15 protein-coding genes and 2 tRNA genes are annotated in these 17,966 nt (G+C 35.1%); 5 read left to right on the forward strand and 12 right to left on the reverse strand.

What is annotated here, in order from left to right; genetic code table 11:
- Positions 1 to 127: 127 nt before the first annotated feature.
- The 4 genes from ACPF63_RS12395 to ACPF63_RS12410 form a co-directional block, all read right to left on the reverse strand.
- Positions 128 to 742: a response regulator gene (locus tag ACPF63_RS12395; RefSeq protein ID WP_426480109.1), complete on the reverse strand. Its 615-nt coding sequence runs from the start codon at positions 740 to 742 to the stop codon at positions 128 to 130.
- Positions 735 to 2,555, reverse strand: coding sequence for an ATP-binding protein (locus ACPF63_RS12400; RefSeq protein ID WP_426480110.1), 1,821 nt, complete (start codon positions 2,553 to 2,555; stop codon positions 735 to 737). The genes ACPF63_RS12395 and ACPF63_RS12400 overlap by 8 nt, the downstream gene beginning before the upstream one ends.
- 230 nt (positions 2,556 to 2,785) lie before the next feature.
- Complete coding sequence (locus ACPF63_RS12405) at positions 2,786 to 3,739, reverse strand: two-component regulator propeller domain-containing protein (protein ID WP_426480111.1); 954 nt, start codon at positions 3,737 to 3,739, stop codon at positions 2,786 to 2,788.
- Positions 3,740 to 3,919: 180 nt separating this feature from the next.
- Positions 3,920 to 6,295: a TonB-dependent receptor domain-containing protein gene (locus tag ACPF63_RS12410; protein ID WP_426480112.1), complete on the reverse strand. Its 2,376-nt coding sequence runs from the start codon at positions 6,293 to 6,295 to the stop codon at positions 3,920 to 3,922.
- A gap of 171 nt (positions 6,296 to 6,466) precedes the next feature.
- On the opposite strand from ACPF63_RS12410, the gene ACPF63_RS12415 reads away from it, so the two are divergent.
- On the forward strand, positions 6,467 to 8,077 hold the full coding sequence (locus ACPF63_RS12415) for a histidine kinase (protein WP_426480113.1): 1,611 nt from the start codon (positions 6,467 to 6,469) through the stop codon (positions 8,075 to 8,077).
- Entirely contained in the window at positions 8,074 to 8,772 is a 699-nt protein-coding gene (locus tag ACPF63_RS12420) for a LytR/AlgR family response regulator transcription factor (RefSeq protein ID WP_426480114.1), read from the forward strand. Before ACPF63_RS12415 ends, ACPF63_RS12420 begins: the two co-directional genes overlap by 4 nt.
- Before the next feature lie 196 nt (positions 8,773 to 8,968).
- Here ACPF63_RS12420 and ACPF63_RS12425 read toward each other — a convergent pair whose 3' ends face one another.
- From ACPF63_RS12425 to ACPF63_RS12440, 4 genes are all read right to left on the reverse strand, one after another.
- A complete protein-coding gene (locus ACPF63_RS12425) occupies positions 8,969 to 9,286 on the reverse strand; it encodes a helix-turn-helix domain-containing protein (RefSeq protein ID WP_426480115.1) in 318 nt (105 codons plus the stop codon).
- Between the two features lie 16 nt (positions 9,287 to 9,302).
- Positions 9,303 to 9,731: a transposase gene (locus ACPF63_RS12430; protein WP_077414718.1), complete on the reverse strand. Its 429-nt coding sequence runs from the start codon at positions 9,729 to 9,731 to the stop codon at positions 9,303 to 9,305.
- A gap of 196 nt (positions 9,732 to 9,927) precedes the next feature.
- A complete protein-coding gene (locus ACPF63_RS12435) occupies positions 9,928 to 10,176 on the reverse strand; it encodes a hypothetical protein (protein WP_426480116.1) in 249 nt (82 codons plus the stop codon).
- The gene (locus ACPF63_RS12440; protein WP_426480117.1) at positions 10,176 to 11,573 is read right to left on the reverse strand and encodes a hypothetical protein; all 1,398 of its coding nucleotides are present in this window, start codon (positions 11,571 to 11,573) and stop codon (positions 10,176 to 10,178) included. Before ACPF63_RS12440 ends, ACPF63_RS12435 begins: the two co-directional genes overlap by 1 nt.
- Before the next feature lie 426 nt (positions 11,574 to 11,999).
- On the opposite strand from ACPF63_RS12440, the gene ACPF63_RS12445 reads away from it, so the two are divergent.
- On the forward strand, positions 12,000 to 13,550 hold the full coding sequence (locus tag ACPF63_RS12445; protein WP_426480118.1) for a helix-turn-helix domain-containing protein: 1,551 nt from the start codon (positions 12,000 to 12,002) through the stop codon (positions 13,548 to 13,550).
- Between the two features lie 99 nt (positions 13,551 to 13,649).
- Here the strand turns inward: ACPF63_RS12445 and ACPF63_RS12450 are convergent, their stop codons facing one another.
- The 3 genes from ACPF63_RS12450 to ACPF63_RS12460 all read right to left on the reverse strand — a co-directional run bounded on the left by ACPF63_RS12450 (position 13,650) and on the right by ACPF63_RS12460 (position 15,995).
- Entirely contained in the window at positions 13,650 to 15,395 is a 1,746-nt protein-coding gene (locus ACPF63_RS12450) for a CocE/NonD family hydrolase (protein ID WP_426480119.1), read from the reverse strand.
- Between the two features lie 210 nt (positions 15,396 to 15,605).
- Positions 15,606 to 15,678 (reverse strand) — tRNA-Lys (locus tag ACPF63_RS12455).
- 244 nt (positions 15,679 to 15,922) lie between these two features.
- A tRNA-Lys gene (locus tag ACPF63_RS12460) sits at positions 15,923 to 15,995 on the reverse strand.
- Between the two features lie 284 nt (positions 15,996 to 16,279).
- Here ACPF63_RS12460 and ACPF63_RS12465 point away from each other — a divergent pair.
- Together ACPF63_RS12465 and ACPF63_RS12470 are read left to right on the forward strand one after the other, a co-directional pair.
- A complete protein-coding gene (locus tag ACPF63_RS12465; protein ID WP_426480120.1) occupies positions 16,280 to 16,735 on the forward strand; it encodes a MarR family winged helix-turn-helix transcriptional regulator in 456 nt (151 codons plus the stop codon).
- 15 nt (positions 16,736 to 16,750) lie between these two features.
- Positions 16,751 to 17,254, forward strand: a complete 504-nt coding sequence (locus ACPF63_RS12470) for a transposase (protein ID WP_426480121.1) — start codon at positions 16,751 to 16,753, stop codon at positions 17,252 to 17,254.
- Between the two features lie 66 nt (positions 17,255 to 17,320).
- Here ACPF63_RS12470 and ACPF63_RS12475 read toward each other — a convergent pair whose 3' ends face one another.
- Positions 17,321 to 17,959: a DJ-1/PfpI family protein gene (locus ACPF63_RS12475; protein ID WP_426480122.1), complete on the reverse strand. Its 639-nt coding sequence runs from the start codon at positions 17,957 to 17,959 to the stop codon at positions 17,321 to 17,323.
- Positions 17,960 to 17,966 lie beyond the last annotated feature (7 nt).

Consider the following 17,966-nt stretch of genomic DNA (forward strand, 5'->3'; position numbering starts at 1 on the left):
TAACATAATGTAAAAGTATTAGAATAAATACTACAGGAAAGATCACAATACGTAGAAATAAACTAAGCAATTTGTAGAAAATTTTCTACACTTTGAAAAACTAATTTCTACTGAAAATACAGTACAGCTATGACATATAAGCTTCATATAATTTAATAAGGTCTGCCAAATTGGTTGTTTTTAATTTTTTATGAATTCTTTTTTTATAAGTACTTATAGTGGACATCTGAATTTCCATTTCATTTGAAATTTCCAGGTTTCCGTTTCCTTTTATCATTAATATAAAAATTTCATATTCTCTTTCCGACAAACTTTTAATGCCATCAAGTGCAGATGGCTGTAAGAGTTTGTTTACAATACCATTGGGATAATAATTGCCTTCTGCAAACATTTTCATGACTGCTTCAGAAATTGTATCTACCTTGCTTAATTTATTAATATAGCCATCTGCTCCTTCTTTGATATATTGTACTCCAATATCTTCTTCATATGCTGAAAACACAAGTATCCTGATTTCAGGCTGGATGCTCTTAATTTCTGAAATCATTTTTTTATTCCTGCTTTCGGGCATATTAATATCCAATATGAGTAAATCATATTTTTGTCCGGAAATTTTATCCAGAACCTCAGGATAGTCTGCAGCCGTATCTATTACAGTGTTGGGAATACGTGATTCTAAAATGATAGATGTTCCCGTTAATACAATATCATGATCATCCGCTATGAGGATTTTTTTAATCATTATTCCGATTTTTTAAGATTAATTGGAAAGAAGTTCCTTTTGCTTCGTTTCTTTTGATTATAATTTTACTTTCTATCATTTGGAGCAATTGCAGTACAAGATGAAGACCCATACCATACTTTTGTAATAATAACTTCTCATTTTCAATATTCTCCTGAAGTTTAGTATAGTATTCAATTTTCTGGTCATCCATCCCGATACCTGTATCGGTAATTTCTAAAATTATCAATGTATCCTTATCTGATCCATTGATCGTAATAATTCCGTTTCTTGTAAATTTCACTGAATTATCTATCAGATTATGAATAATAACAGCCAAGATATTTTTGCTGGTACGGATCAATAATTGTTTGCTGACCAGATTTACAATTGTGGTATTATGATTATTGGCAATTTCCTCAAAAAGAATTTTCTTTTCTTCCACAAGGCTATATAACGAATAAAGTTCAGCCTCATCAGTTCTGTATTCATTGTAAATATCAGCATACTCCTTCAAAGTCTTTGTAAAATTATAGAGTTGGTTGGACGACTTGTAAATAGAATTCAAAATCCTTTCCGTACTGGATACGCTCATTTCCTTATAATTTAAAACTTCTTTACTTGTTAAAGCAATAAACTTTAACGGTGTAGTAATATCATGGGTAATAGTACCAATAAGCTTTTTCTGCTGTTCAATTTCCTTTCCCAATTTTATTTGAGTAACTTCAAGATTATTGACAGTTTCTGATAAAGTATTGGTCCTCAACTGAATAACTACCTCCAATTCGTGGTTTTTCTTTCTAAGGAAACTTGTCCGCCATTTTATGGAGAGATAAAATAAGCATAACAGCAGGAAGCATGTTAACAGTTTGAACCAGAGAGTCTGATAAAAAAAAGGGGGAACAGTAATTTTTATTTTTTTGAAGATATATTTCTGCTGATCAGAAACAAGCATTCTAACAGTAAGAATATGTGTACCATTACCAAGACTTCCAAGCAAAATCTTTCTATCTTTTCCTACAGATATCCATTCATTTTTTTTCTCATTATCAAGATGTGTCTGAATGATAACATTATCAGGATTTGCATAGTAAGGAACATCAATAAAAATTTCTGCTCTCGTGTTTTCCTGACTAAGTGTTAAAGTATTTGCAAAAAAACTTTCTTTACCATCAATTCTGGCTCTTTCTAAGTATATGTCTGTTGGATAATAACTTTTGACCTTTAAAGGATTAAAAAAAACAAGACCATCTAAGGAAGGTAACACAAACTCTTCATTTTTTAATTTATTACCATTTATGTTAGCTCCACCATTAAATTCATTAGTACTAAAGCCTGTTTCTTTTGAGTATTTGTAATAGTGTATTTTAAAATTTCGATTCTGAACATATTTTAACAACATGTTTTCCTTTATTTTGTACAAGCCATTGTTCGTGGAAATCCAAAAATAGCCATTTCTATCCTCCAATATGGTGTGGGATGACAGAAGGTTTCCTTCAGAATCGACCGGCAATTTTATGAGACTGTTATTTTTTAAAAGATAAAAACCTTTTCCCAGGGTTGTTATCCATATGTTTCCATCTTTGCTGCGTATCACGTCCCGGATCGACAATTCATTATGACCATTTAACTTGTATATTTTACCTGACACAGCCGGGAGCTTGAACAAACCTTTTATAGTTCCTACTAAAATATTGCCACCATCTGTCAACATAATTCTGGTAGGTTCACTGGCAAAAAAATATTTTTCCTTTAAAGATTTATAGGGCCAGTCTTCATATATGCTCAAAACACCCGTGAATTCAGTACTTCCCTTTTTTTGTTTGGAGGACAAGACATAATATTTTCCATTAGCAAATAAAAAATCTTTAACGGTCTCTTCTCCTGTAGAAATTCTTTGAAAATCTAAAAAATCTCTCTGCTTATCATATACAAGAAGAGTCTGTTCCTTTCTTGTAATAATATTTCTGTACTTATCAAAACCTAAAAAATAGGATATGTTTTTCCCAAATTTTTTACTTTTAACCAGTCCATTTCTATTATATATTTCACCTTCAGGTGTTATTACACATGAGTCACTAAAAGGTTGAATAGCATAAAAAACGGCCAGCGATTTTGGATTTTTTTTTTCGAGGAAATGAAATCTGTTAAACTCACAATTTTCAACCCATCTGTGCTGCTCCCCAAATAAAGTTTTTTGTATTTTTCATCATAATAAATACTCATTAAGGTGCTCTGAATTACATTTTCCAGCTGAATCAGTTTTGATATTTTGAATGCTCCATTACTATAGGTATACCGATAAAGAGTATTATTATTTAAGACAAACCCTTGTCCACTCATTCTGTTCCAGAATAATTTACTTCTGACATCAGCAATAACAGGCACATCATAATCAGCCGTAAACCTTCCCTCTTCTATTGTTCTTACTTTTTTAGCATTATGATCAATATAAAATAAAGTCTCTCCAATGACAAAAGTATTGGGACTATTTTTATAAACAGGTTTCTCAATCACCCGGATCTGGGAATTTGAATGCCGACCCTCATAAATAATGGAATTCTCCGCAATGAAATACCGCCCTTTTTTAAAGTTCATAAAAAAATAGCTGTAGGTATAGTTTGAAATAGATAAACTATAATTTATATACCCCCTAGCAATAAGTGAGGGAGATTTCTTTATATTGTTAATTACCTTTGGAGCTTTCTGATGGATTAGCACAGTTTTTCCATAATCTCCATCTGTAAAAATACTATCCTTTTCAGGATTACCATAAAAATAGGTAAACCTCTGGCTATTCAGGGGGAAATTTTTATATACTAAAAAATTAAGGCCATCATATCGTACAATTCCGTTTTCTGTTGTCAGCCAAATAAAACCATATTTGTCTTTAATAATGTCTTTTACACTATTCTGAGGAAGTCCGTTATCCGTATTGAAAAGCTGGGTAGTATATTGCTGGGAATAAATCGAAAGAAAAGCAAGTAGAAAACCGACTACAAGAATATTTCTGTACAAACCTATTATTATTTATTGATACTGTAAAGATAATTCATTTATGTATAAATAAATTATCAAATACCAACATTCATATAAAAAGTAGTCATTCAATTCGTATAATGATCTCAAGTCGTAACTTCTTCATTTATTTAATTGCAGTAAATTATTTCTATTTTGGAGAGGGTTATGTAAATACGATCAATTACGGTTACCTGATTTAGCCTGCCGGACGGTCTGATTATCTCTTAAATTAAGTCGATATACAAGTGTTAATCGGTAACGGGCTGCATTGGGAATATTGGTCTGATTGATCTGGTAATCTGCTCCTGTGGTTTTGCTGATAGATTTTCGAAGATCGAACAGGTTACTTACATCAAAGGACACTGTTGCTTTATCCATTAAGAAAGTTTTGCTGCACCCAAAATCAATACTATGCAAAGCGTTTGAGTAAGTTTGGGCAGTTGCATTGGCCCCCCTGAAATTATACACCGACTGGAAAGCAAGTTTATCCTTCAATTTCACCTGAGCGCTTACACGGGCTGTAAGTGTATTTCCTGCATAATCGAAGATCTGATTCTGATAACTTCCCTGTTTGACATAGTGAAATATATTAAGTTCAGTATTTAACTGTAACCATTTAATAGGATTATACAATACGGAAAGCTCTAAACCACTGCGCTCTTCTTTGTTGATATTAACCGGCATGGTAATAAACAAACCATCTGCATTTTGATACGTATAATCTTCAATGACCCCAGTATTTTTTTGATAATAAAGGGATGGATTAAAAGTAAGGGTCTTCCAGTTCTTCAGGAAAGCCAGTTCAAACACATGAGCATAAGATGGGTTCAGATCCGGATTACCAATATAACGGCTATTCAGATCGGTCAATTCATTGAAAGGATAAATCATTCCCAATGATGGCCTGTTGATCCGTTTACTGTAATTCCCCTGTAAGGTGGTGCCTGTATTAAAACGGTAACTGACATTTAACGTAGGAAATAACCTGCTATACTTTTTATCATTTGTGTAACTTCCTATACGATCTTCAATACCTATACGGGTCAATTCACCTCTTACACCGCCCTGATAACTCAATTCCCCCATCTTGCCTGCAAACTGTACATAAGCACTCCCAATAAGTTCTTTATATAAAAGATGATTGTCGATCTGATCAATAATTTCCCAGCCCGCAGAATTTTGCTGTTCAGCAGTGAAATCACTGTTAACCCTCCTGTTCTCCAGTTTCAATCCAAATTCCAGTGTCGAAGTACTGTCCAGTGGCTGTATCATATCTGTTTTAATCATCAGATCCTTACTCCCTCCTACCGAGCTTGTTCTGATTGTGGGAAAGATAACAGGAGCTGGAAAAACTCTATTAGTTGCCAGATTCCATTCTTTATCACTGTCCCAGAAATCATATTGTATATCCACAGTAAATTTTTTGCCGGTGCGTTCAAAACTTTTTGTATAATTAAATTCCAACTGATTGTAACTTCGCTTTTCCCATGATTCGCCACTGCGGCTAAGTGTACTATCAGTGACACCACCCTTTCCTGAATATAAATAGTTCAGCCAGGTCTTATCATGATCATGTGTAGAATTCCTAAGAAAGGCTGCAGTAATCGTATTATGGTCATTAATCTGGTAATCTGCACCAAAATAAAGCAATTTGGCATTATCATGGCGGTTCTCATCCTGGCGTTGGCTCAGATAAACCGCGTTACCTGAAAGTCCGGTAGATTGCTCTGTTTTATAGAGACCCGCATAATCTGATAATCGCAAACCATACGTTGCAAATAGGTTAAGTTTATTTGATTTATAATTTAAACTGGGACTCACACGTGTTTCATTAGGAATACCGCCAACTACCCTTAACTGCCCGCTGAATCCATCTTTCTTATTTTTTTTAAGAATAATATTAATAATTCCTGCCGACCCTCCAGCATCAAATCTGGAAGAAGGATTGGCAATTACTTCAACACGTTCCACCTGATCAGCAGGTAACTGTTCCAGGGCATTACCCTGAGTTAATCCGGTTCGTCGTCCATTAATTAATACCAATACATTAGCATTACCACGAAGACTAATCGCACCCGTAGGACTCACACTGACTGATGGAACAATGTTCAACAGATCAGTTACCGCTCCTGTTTGAGAGAGAACATCCTTACCTACTTCAAAAACTTTCTTATCAAGTTTTAAATTGATCGAACTCCGATGTCCGGTTAATGCTACCTCCTTCAAAAGTTTTGTGTCAGCCTCTAAGGTTATTATTCCAACATCTGTCAGCAGGCCCGTACTCACTTCTATTGGTTTACTGACTGGCTTAAAACCTATCAGATTATAAGTGATATGATAGGTTCCGGCTGGTATATTTTCCATCTTGAATATTCCTTTGGTATCCGAAATACTGGTCATAATTATTTTTTCCGTACTATCTTTTAGTGTTACATTGACATGCGGGATAGGAACAGAAGGATTTTCATAAATGACACCTGTTATTTGTGCGTGCTGTGCAAAGGAATTTTGAACAGTTAACATGATCAGAAAAATGAGTAGTATTTGTTTCATGATGTAAAATTAAATTCCAGAAGTACTCATTTCGAGTAAAAACATCTGAACGGCTCTATAGACTTGCAAACTGCCATCAGCTTTTACAAATTACCTTGTATATTTACATTATGCAGAATTTTATGTTTTTGCTGATTTTGCTCGGCATACTGAACCCATCTGTTATTCGTAATGAAGATCCTAATACCTGTTTACAAAACAGGTGACGATATGTCCTGGGCATCTAAGGATTATAATGATAAGAACTGGTCACCCGAGAGAGTAAATACCTCTGATAAAATTTTCTGGTCACGAACTCATTTAGATCTGCGTAAGGTTGAAAATGAGGTATTACCGCTTGGTCTTCAGATTGAATCCTTTGGTTCTTTTGAAGTATACTGGGACGGAATATTGATTGGTCATAACGGTCAGATTCCACAAAACGGCAAACCGGAAATACCCGGTACTGAAAGCAGTTATTACAGAATTCCGGATCATTTGATTTCGCCTGGTCTTCACACGGTTGCCCTACGCAGTTCACAATCATTACTTCCACACATACAACGTGGTATTGGATATAAATTAGATCCTTATAATTCCTTATTGACAAGCCCATTGGTTACGATGTCTTATATGAATCTCATGGCAGGAGCTTTCCTTATCGCAGCTGTGTATTACTTTTTTCTTTATGTAAACAGCAAGCGAAAACAATGGGATATATTGATCTTCGGAATCATCTGTTTTCTGTTTTTTTCCTTACTGATCATGGAATATCTGAAGTTTCATGTTACAATCCCTTACTCCCAGTTTTTCATACGCCTTGAGATTATCGGTTGGCTGACTTTTGCTAATGCATTATTGGTTCCGCTGTATTTTATCATCCAATTCAATTTTAAAAAGGGAAAATGGCTGATGGCAGCACTTCTGATAGCTTTAGTATTTCTTTACTGGTCCAATTACGGACACTATGATCTGACTGCCAGGCTCTATAGTTTAGCTATGCTTATTGCCTCTTTCATTGTCGTTTTGAATGGTATTATTCAAAAGGAAAAAGGAGGGTTTATAGCTATGCTCGCGCTTTTAATGAGTGCGATGGTCAATCGTTTAGTGGTTTATGATTTTGGGCTGTTCATCAGTTTCACTATCATTGTTCTGAGCATGCTCTATCTGCATTCCATCCGTACAAGTGTTATGGAGGCTGAGCATCAGAATGCAATTTTACTTTCCTCAAGGCTGCAGTTGGAACTGCTCAAAAAAAATATTCAGCCTCACTTTTTAAGAAATACCCTGACTTCAATGATGGACTGGGTAGAAGAATCTCCAAAAGAAGGAGCGCGTTTTATCCAGGCACTGGCTGCAGAGTTTGATATTATGAACGAAATTTCTGAACAAACCCTGATTCCCATAACAAAGGAATTGGAGCTTTGCCGTCAACACCTGTCGGTAATGGGGTTTCGTAAGGAGATTAATTATATATGGGAGCAAAACGGAATAGATGAAAGTCAGCTGATACCCCCCGCTATTATTCATACATTGCTGGAAAATGGTATCACCCACAGTGAACCCTTACCAGAGAACTCTGTTAAATTCATACTTCGTTATGTTGTAACGAAAGAAGGCTATCATCAATATGTTTTTGAAACCATCGCAAAGAACCGGCATATTCTCACAGAACGTGCAGGAGGTAATGGGCTTAGATATATCCGGACACGCCTCACTGAAAGCTATGAGCAAAACTGGAGATTCGATTCGCATGCTACAGAAAACGGCTGGATATCTACCATTCAAATTTTAAAACCATGAATATACTGATCATTGAAGACGAAGCCAGAATCGCCCGTCGTTTACAGCGTATGACTGCCGAATTCTTTGGAAACAGGCCTATCCAGATCACAATCTGTGATTCTCTTCAGAGAGGGCTTGATCAAATTACCAGTCAACTTCCGGATTTACTTCTTCTAGACCTGAATCTCAATGGTGATAATGGTTTTGAAGTATTGGAACAGATGGTAGCGGCTTCTTTTCATACCATTATTGTTTCAGCCAATACGGACAAAGCTATTACTGCTTTTGCTTATGGTGTACTTGATTTCGTTCCCAAACCTTTTGACAGAGAAAGGTTTTTTCAGGCGCTGAACCGATTTATTAGCCCTGCATTAAAATCGGATGATGGGATGAAATATCTTGCAGTAAAGAAATCCGGACAAATCCGGCTTATCAGCATTTCTGAAATTATCTATATCAAAGGAGCAGGAATCTATACGGAACTGCATCTTAAAAATGGGAAACAGGAATTGCATGATAAATCACTTGAACTTTTGCAGCAGCTTCTTCCTGATAGATTTGAAAGGATTCATAAGTCTTATCTCGTCAATCTCCAAGAGGCAGAAAAAATACTGATTAATCCTGGCTCAAGATATGGGCTGCAGATTAAAACCGGTGAAATACTGCCCATAGGACGTTTAAAATATAAAGAACTTAAAAATAAGGTGATTTAGCATATATTAAAGTATTTTTTCAGCTTTTTACATTGAGAGGCTTATCGATTTCAGTTTGAAGATCAAGCTATTAGCACCACATCAGTAACAATCTGAAAACTAATATTTAGACATAAAAGCAACCATTTTGAACACTTTTATAAAAAATCTGGATAAGCTGTTTGAGCTAACAGCTGAATAAACTATGTTTTATTTCTTAACTGTTATATATTTTCTTCCATTTGGTCACAGTATTCCTGCTTAGTTTAAAATGATCAGCCAATTGTCCGTTATTAAGCTTATTTTTTTTCTGATATTCTAACATGTACAGAATATCTGACTCTTTATATGAACGGTATTTCTGGCTATTTTTCTCTGATATGCCAAAAATAAGGGCATTAATTTTCAGGATGTCCAAAGTAAAAATATTTTTTTTTAGCAGAACTCCTTCACAAGTCTCATATTTTTCCGGATATTTTCTGGTAAGAATGTCTTTGTAAATCTGTCTAAAATCTGGTGTAACATATTTTTTCATATTCAAAATGTTTTTATTATCTGTTGTTATATTTATTAATCCACCTAAAAAGTGTTGTTTTGGGGATACCATATCGTTCTACCACATCATTTTTCGTCATGGTTTCTGTGTTGATCTGTTCCAGAATAAAATCTATGACCTCCTGAGTATAAATAGTCTTACGAAACTGGGGAAGGCTGATTATCTTTTTTCGTTTTTCAGATATATTTTTCCGTGATAACGGTGCATACAGAATAATATGCTGGGAATAGAGTCTGAAAAAATCATATTCCAAAAGCTTACTCCATTTTAGTAATATTTGGATATCTATGCTTCCTGACAGATACATTTTCTCTATTTCTTTTTCTGTGCATTGAAAGTAATTACAGATACGGGAAGTTTCTACATTATTTTCTATAACTGCTTTCCGAATCATGCTTCCTATATGAATGTCTTTAAAATTCATTTAATCTTTGTATTGAAAGTCCTGCCAAAAGTCCTCTTCCGGCAGGATGAAATGATATATATAAATTGTGTTTTATGTTAAAAAATATTCTTTAATTCCGAAGAATCATTTCCAGTAGTTCCAGTTAGAGCCCATCGAATACAACCAGGTTCCTTCTACTTTTACATTACCTGTTTACTGTTTTTTATCAATCCTTTTATGGTTTCCAAAAGCTCCACACAGTTCCGTTATAAATGGCCAGCTGTTTTTTTGTGGTATCATATACCATCATGCCAGCGGCAGGGTTGACAATGTTGAGGTGTGGGCTAGCTATTTTGGGAAGAATCATTGCTTTATTTACATCCACATAAGCATCCGCGAATCTCAGGATATTGATTTCAATGTTGAGAGAATATTGACTTCCAGCAATTACAAGGCTATACGTAAGAAATCTCCTGTTTGACATTATGCCTTACGAGTGATTGACAAGAAAATTTTCTTGGTAGCCGCAGGCCCCGTACCTATTTCCATGCACCACCATTTGAACTCATACCATCTATATGTGCTTGCATCTATCTGAACCTGTACATTCGTTGTTTCAACTTCTGCCGCTGAAGTCATCCAGTATACAATATTATTACTATCCACTTGTACATAACCTCCTGTTGCTACAGAATTATTGAGTGAAGTTTCGTTCTCATTGACCTGCGTTGCAAATGACTGATAGCTTATTAACTGAGTATTACCGGAAACGTTATAAATCCTTGGATCATAGTAAGATCCGTTCACTCCCTGTATATCTATCCGTAAACCATCAAGTACCGGTAATACAGGTAAGCTATTGGCCATAATATAGGTGTTCAGATTAAATGTATTGACGTTCGTAGTTGATGCCGGGATAGAATATACCTGCGAAATTGTTTCACCCACATTAATAGATCCTGACGGAGCAGTTCCGCCACCTGTAGTCGGCAGTCCTGTTACATAGCCTAAAACCCCATTGGCATCAGCTACTACGGTTCTGGTTGCTGTGAATGTCTGATCTTGATTTGTTGAAGCCGTACCTCCTGGTGTTGTATTAATAGCATTGCTAGCACCGTTAAATGGGAGCTGTCTAATCCTTGTTGTACCTTCTATAACATCAAGCTTTTCTGTTGAGATATTATTATTTCCAATCCCTACATTACCAACAGAGCTAATGAACATTTTTCCTGTTCCAACTGCTCCACTTCCCGCAGAAGTATCAAAACGGATATAAGAAGGTGCATCTGTACCTCCTGTACCTATGAGAAGATTCGTATTACTTCCACTTGCTATAATCTGTGATGTTCCACTTCTGAACTGCTGAATATATAAATTGGCATTATTACCTCCATAAAAAGCCATAGAAGCTAAACCAGATGAGGATAACAAATTATTTTGGTTAATACTTCCATCCGCGCTCCAAAAAGTTTTTTGATCGGTACCTGTAAAATTTAAGACATTACTATTTAGGGAAAGTGTTCGTGTTCCTGTCAATGAACCGTTTGCTTTGTAAATATTAATATCACTTCCTGTACTCTTCCATTTGGTTCCATTGAAATAATAGTATCCAATTGAGATAACGTCTACAGTCTGCCCTGAAGGTGCTGTATCTGCAGCTGTTACATATACCAACACACCCGTCTGATCTGCAGTATATACTTTAGCTCTTAGTTGATTGCCTGTAATTCTAGGGGCAATGATACCGTCCAATGAACTGGTGTCAGCTGCTTTTCCTACCACGTCTAAAGTGGACTTCGGAGCATCTGTATTGATGCCCACTTGTGAAAATACGATAGAGGAAATTAATAATGTTCCTAAAAGGGTAATTTGTTTTTTCATTTGTATTAATAAATTAAAATTAGTTTGGGATATTTTAATAAAAGACCATTCAATAAGCAATGACAATATTAGGATGAACATACCTCCCCCAACAAAGGTTATACTTGGTGCTTTCCGAATTATTCCATACTATTTCTATATTCAATTTTCATTTTACAAATGACAATAACTGATTTTCAACGCATTATAGCCAGAACTTAATTTCTACATGGCAAAATGTGTTTTCCAATATGCATACGTGGAAATAGGAACATTTACAGAATTTATACTCTAAATTTGCATGCAAATAGTAAATTGCTATCATAAAAACAATTGCCTGAATTAACAACCCTCATCATTATCATGAAGAAATTACTTAATTTTTTTCTTATTCTTTTTTCTTTTCAATTTGCTTCTGCACAAAGCAATCCTTCCGAACTCGCTATTATGAAACAAATTAGAAAAGTCAATAGAAATGAAAAAGATGACTACAGAGAAAAAGAATATCTCCGATTACTTAATGAGTCTAAAAAAATAGGTTTCCAATTCGGAATTCTGACTGCAGGAAGTGCATTAATGACGGTATATTCTAGAGAAAGTAAGAATGAACATGTACTCAATTTAGGAGATGAGCTAAAAAAAATAGCTAAAAATAAAAAAGATACTGCAGGTATACTGTCTCAGATATATGGAAAGAGTGCTCTGACTTTCTTTACACTTGGTCTTGACGATGCAGGTCTTAAAGATTTGAAAACAGCAATACATTACACTGAAGATATCAGCAATGAAAATAAAAGATACTATTTTCGAGGAACCTATTATGAAAATATGACCGCATATTACAGTAATTCAAAACGATATGGAGAAAAAAAATATAAGGATTCCATATTATACTTTCTTAATAAAAGCCTTGAAGCTAATAAAAAAGTAACTGATAATGGTAAAGGGATATCCAAAAAGAAAAAATACAGAGCTATTGCCTTTATCAACATAAGAATAGCAATATATTGTCTAGAGGAACCTACTGTAAAAGGAAATCTTAATAAGGCTGAAGAGCATCTATTGGCAGCGTCTACTGTTTACGAAAATAAAGAGTATGATATTGAGCAGACAGAAAAAACGATGCTACTAAATCAATACAGCTGGCTGTATATGGAAAAGAAAGAATACCATAAATCTATCCAATACGGAAATCAAGCCCTTAACCTGCAGAAACAATTTCCCAATCCGTACAACAAGGTTGATTCTTATGAGATTCTAGCTTCTGATTATCTGGGATTAGGGAATAAGGAAAAAGCGAAGTTTTACATGGATAAGTATACTACTCTTAAAGACAGTATTCGTTTTATGGAAAAAAACACTACAGATGCTACTGTGAAAAAGATGGTTAAGCAAGTAGATAAGGAACATCAGGAAAATTCTAAAAAGCAATGGGCTATCACATGCATTTTGGCATTGATAGTTGCAATTATTATCTTCATTTTTTGGAGAAGAAAAAACAAAATTCATCAAAAAAAATATGAGGAACTGGTTTCTAAATTAAAAAATAAGAAAGAAGAAAACAACCTGGTGACATCAAATAATGAGGTCAAATCTTCTGTTATTATACCGGACGAAACTGTAAAGGCCTTACTTCAGAAACTAGAGAAATTTGAAACCTCAGAAAAATATCTGAAAAAAGAAGTTAGTCTTACATGGCTCGCTAATAACCTCAACACCAATACTAAATACCTTTCGGAAATTATCAAAATCCACCGGGGTAAAAATTTCTCAAACTACATCAACGGATTACGGATCAACTACGTTGTCCACAAACTCTATAATGAACCCCAATACAGAGAATATAAAATAAGTTATCTCGTTGAAGAAAGTGGATTTGTCACCCACAAGGTTTTTGTAACCGCCTTTAAAAATGAACATGGTGTAACTCCCTCCTATTTTATTGATAAACTGAAAGCTTCCTGTAGGGTACATGAAAAACATATAGCCAATTCATAAAGCTTGTTAGAAAAAGAATTCTTCATTGATTGACTACGACTGTTAAGTTAGACTACTATCCTATTTCAAAAGATTACAAGGGATCACAAGAAAAAGTTTCTATTTTAAAATAGGGATTTCAATGAAACTGTCATTAAACCATTTAATGTTTAAAGGTTCCCCGGCATCAAGAATTGTTTCTTCACTGACCTCTTTACCTGTGCCATAATTAAGCTGGGAAAAAGCATTTTTATTAACATTAAGTACAATTGCCACCCTGCTTCCTTTTTGGAGTTGCTTACTTATCAGGTGGGTATTGGAAAAGGGTATGGTTTCTTTTTTTCCGGGTGTCAATAGAGTGCGCTTGGTAGGATCTTTTGCATAACTTGCGCGACCAATATAATAAGACAAGTGAAAATATTTACCCTCAGCAGTAACTTCATATAATGTGAGACCTATATCAAGATCCTTTTTATTACAGATTAAATTGATTTGCCCAAGAAAGGAGCCATTGATAAGCAAAGGCTCTTTAAAGGGTTCAGTAACAAAGACAAAACCATTATCATCAATATTGTCTCGAACAATTGGATCCGGATAATAATCGTTATTGCTGCTCTTTCGGTCGGAAAAATCAACTTCTTGGGTAAAGTATTCTGAGTTTTTCGATTGGTTAGAGCTTAAAGAATAGAATTTGCCCGACTTGTTTTTGCTCAAATACAACTTCAGATATGTATTGTGCATAGCATCTAAAGAAGGTGCGCTGCGCCATTGGTCAGTACCTATAACCTGGTAATTAATTTTATCTCTTAAAAAATCAGGTTTCTTATCACCTTTTAATATGAAATTAAACCATTGGTAAGTATATTCTTTGATATTAAAGCGGGCCACAGGATCTATTTTATATCCATTGATCATCTCTTCACCTCCCACCTGAGTTCCAAAATGTCCATAAGGTCCTATCACCAGATATACCGGGGTATCCGGACTGTATTTGTTAAGTTCCCGTAAATAGTATAGGCTTGAATTTTGGGAGTCATTATAATACCCATCAAAAGCCAAAACCGGAATTCTTATCTGAGCAAAATCTTCTTTATACGGAGCCATCTTTTGCCAGTAATCGTCGAAATCAGGATGACTTATCCAGCGTTGAAACAATCTGTTAGGTGTTCCATCAATACTGTCCATTTTCTTATAGGCTGCACCACTTTCCCACCATTTAAACATCATAGCTCTGAACCGGTTTCTATTATTGCCGGTTTCTGTATCCAGGTATTTGTTATTACTAACATAAAAAGACCATTCATAATTTGGATTGATGAAAATGTTATTTTCCATAGGCAATCCCATTCCCGGCCGGTTAGCAACATAGGGAACAATGGTTTTCAGTGCAGGATGAACTTTCTTGGTTGCAGCCCACTGTGTAAACCCATTATAGCTTCCTCCGTACATTCCGACACTCCCATTACACCATAATTGTTTACTAATCCAGTCAATAACATCGTAAGTGTCGTTTCCATCGGTCTCATATGGGTATATTTCATTGGGGCTGTATCTTTTACCTCTTGTATAAGCAATTACACCAATATAATCGCGATCTGCAGCATCTTTAAGTGATTGTAAATCCCTGTCTTTATCACGAACATAAATGGTAAATTGCAGTATAACAGGTTTAGGTTTTGTATCACTTTTCTTACGAACAACAATAGCGGAGAGCAGAGCTCCATCACGCGTTCTGATCATAATGCTGTCCTGAATATCATAGACTTCATCTTTACTCCTGAGATTTTGAGATAATATCTTTTGAGCATTAGCATTAATCATAGCCAATATAATAAACAGCAAAATAAAAATTGTTTTGTACTTCATAAAACGGATAATTGTGATTAGCAGGTATTTATTATAAGACAACTATAACCCTAATTTATTACATCTAATTGAGCTAAATATTTAAAATAAATTCCCGACCGGAAATATTTACAGGAGTTTCTTTGAGTATTATTAATAGTGCAATTATAAGTGTCCCAGAAATTCAGACAAATTAAAAAGAGACAACTAATAATAGTTGTCTCTTTTAAGTGACCCGGCTGGGATTCGAACCCAGGACCCATACATTAAAAGTGTATTGCTCTACCAGCTGAGCTACCGAGTCGGTCACTTACTTTTTCAAGTAAATCCCTTTGTTTAAGGGACTGCAAAGATAGAAACTTTTTCTTTATTTACAATACTTCCCAGACATTTTACGATCCAAATACTGCTAACTTTTACAAAATCAGAGACAAAAATTTCATGTTCTATCGCAGATCAGATCATTTGAATTTCAAATATTATAAAATGAATAAGAAATATAATTAAACTAAAAATGGATTGCTCAATTAAGCAATCCATTTTACTAGTGACCCGGCTGGGATTCGAACCCAGGACCCATACATTAAAAGTGTATTGCTCTACCAGCTGAGCTACCGAGTCGGCCACTTACTTTTTCAAGTAAATCCCTTTGTTTAAGGGACTGCAAAGATAGAAAAACAGTCTTTAATTCCAAATTTTTCTATGCTTTTTTACAATAAAATTTACACCCAAAAAGTCAAACACCTGTTTATAAATTAATTACGATAATTATTTTTTTTCCAATACAATCTTAGCAATAACAGGAATCTCCGGATGAACCGGTTTTTTGGACATAAAATATATTTTGCTAAGTCAAAAATAAAATATATCTTAGCAACTAAGATAATTATTAAATAATTAAATTAATGACTAAAGATACTATATCTCTTTTTCGTGAGGCCAGCAGAGCCTATTCTGATGCTTCTATTTTTATGCACGAAGCTATTGCCAGAAAAGCAGGTCTTTCCAGTGCTGATCACAAGTATCTGGGACTTATTTTGCAGTATGAATCTATCACAGCCGGTGAAATATCAAAGTTAACAGGTCTTACTACCGGTGCTGTGACGGGGTTGATAGATCGTCTGGAGAAAAAAGACCTTCTTAAAAGACAATTTATCCGGGAAGACCGAAGAAAGGTAGTCATCATTCCCAATGTTGAGAATAGTATGAAATTATTGGGACCTATTTTCGATGAGCTGCAGCAAAAAACACTTAGCCTCATTGCTGCTTTTTCTCAAAAGGAAATAGAATCTATTGAACGGTATTTCAGGGAAGCGACCCTCCTTATGAAAGAAACAGCAGATCATTTAAACAACCCATAAAACCATAATAAACCCATGGAAAGTTTAACCGTCACTTCAATTACCCGTGCAGAAATATGGCTTTGCATTACGACATTGCTTTACTTCCTTATGAATGGTGCACAGATTTTCGAAACTCTTGTATTTGTGCCTAAATGGGCTTCTTCCCCACCCGACACCTTTAAGCTGCTTCAGGACGGAAAAGGAACAAGTCTGAAGTTTTTTTGGATTATCCTTCATTCCCTTCACGAAATTGCCTTTATTCTTGCCCTCTTTTTTTGCTGGAAAATTGATCCGGTAAGGAACTGGCTTCTGGCTTTATTCATCATTCATGCAGCAGTAAGAGTCTGGACATTAGCCTTTTTCGCACCAAACATCATACAGTTTCAAAACCTGGCAGCATCCTCTTCTGTTTCAGAAGAAATACTATCCAGAATCTCACTTTGGAAAACCCTTAATTATATTCGGGTAGCTATTTATATTATTGTTTCCATAGGTCTTATTCCTCTTTGTATTAAACTATTCAGCTTCCGATATTAATTAAATCCTCTTTTAAAAAAAATTGCCGGCTTATTACAGTCGGCAAAAATTATTAATCAAATTCTTTTACATTGAAACATCAGCTTTACTATTCTGGTATTCAAAAAGCTTAACGATAGTATCAACGGTTTCCTGGCCCAGATGCTTTCCAGTAAGATAGAGTGCAGCATCAATTCCGGCTGTAATTCCTGCAGTTGTTATCAGCTTTTCCTGATCAATATAACGTACATTCCGGATGACATTAGCTTCAGGATTGTGCTGTTCCAAAACGTCTAACAGCATACTATGAGTTGTGATATTATGACCAGCAAGTATACCCGTCCCCGATAGCAGCATACTTCCCGTGCATACAGTAAATACAACAGTTCCGGTGTCGTACTGATTTTTAATCCATTTCAGCACAGTTTCCCGAAAATCCTTATCCTGAATATATTTCATAATATGGTCAGGGTTTGCGCCGGGAATGACAATGATATCCGGCTTTGGACACGTCTGTAAGTTATAGGTAGGAATAACAGCCATCGTATTTGCTTCGGTGTATATGGCTTCTTTTGTTTTTCCGACTGTAAAGCAATAATAACTGTTGGGCTGTATGACATTTGCTTTGACAAAAACATCCAAAGGACCATTTAAATCAAGTACTTCTACCTGATCATAAACTAAAAACGCTACATTCATTGTTTTACTGTTTTGTACGTGTTTCATAATTCTG

The sequence above is a fragment of the Chryseobacterium sp. R2ACT005 genome (genome assembly GCF_049949215.1).
In the GTDB taxonomy this organism is placed as follows: Bacteria; Bacteroidota; Bacteroidia; order Flavobacteriales; family Weeksellaceae; genus Chryseobacterium.